Origin of the sequence: Flavobacterium noncentrifugens, assembly GCF_900100375.1 — a bacterium.
Classification (GTDB): domain Bacteria; phylum Bacteroidota; class Bacteroidia; order Flavobacteriales; family Flavobacteriaceae; genus Flavobacterium; species Flavobacterium noncentrifugens.
Genome location: NZ_FNEZ01000008.1, coordinates 74,052 through 74,442 on the forward strand (window position 1 = coordinate 74,052; position 391 = coordinate 74,442).

Sequence of the window (391 nt, forward strand, 5' to 3'; positions counted from 1 at the left end):
AGCGTTGTCCTTTCTGGATTGCCAACCGGAAATTATACAATCACGCAATCAGGAAGTTCAAACAATACATATACGGGTTCAACTTCAACATTTACAGTTGTAGATTTGGCAGCGGGAATTTATACTTTTACAGTAGCTTCTGCAGAATGTACTTCGCCTGCTTCTGCATCGGTGACAATTAATGCTGCGCCTGTTGTTCCGACTGCGCCTATTGCTGCAGAGCCGATTCAACCGACTTGTACTTCTGCAACCGGAAGTGTTGTCCTTTCTGGTTTACCAACCGGAAATTATACAATCACGCAATCGGGAAGTTTAAACAATACATATACGGGTTCAACTCCAACATTTACAGTTGTGGATTTGGCAGTTGGAACTTATACTTTTACTGTGG

Annotated in this window: 1 pseudogene; it reads left to right on the forward strand. The window is 42.5% G+C overall.

Annotated elements, in window-relative coordinates:
- Positions 1–391, forward strand: a pseudogene (locus BLS32_RS18890) (hypothetical protein); the annotation flags it as partial.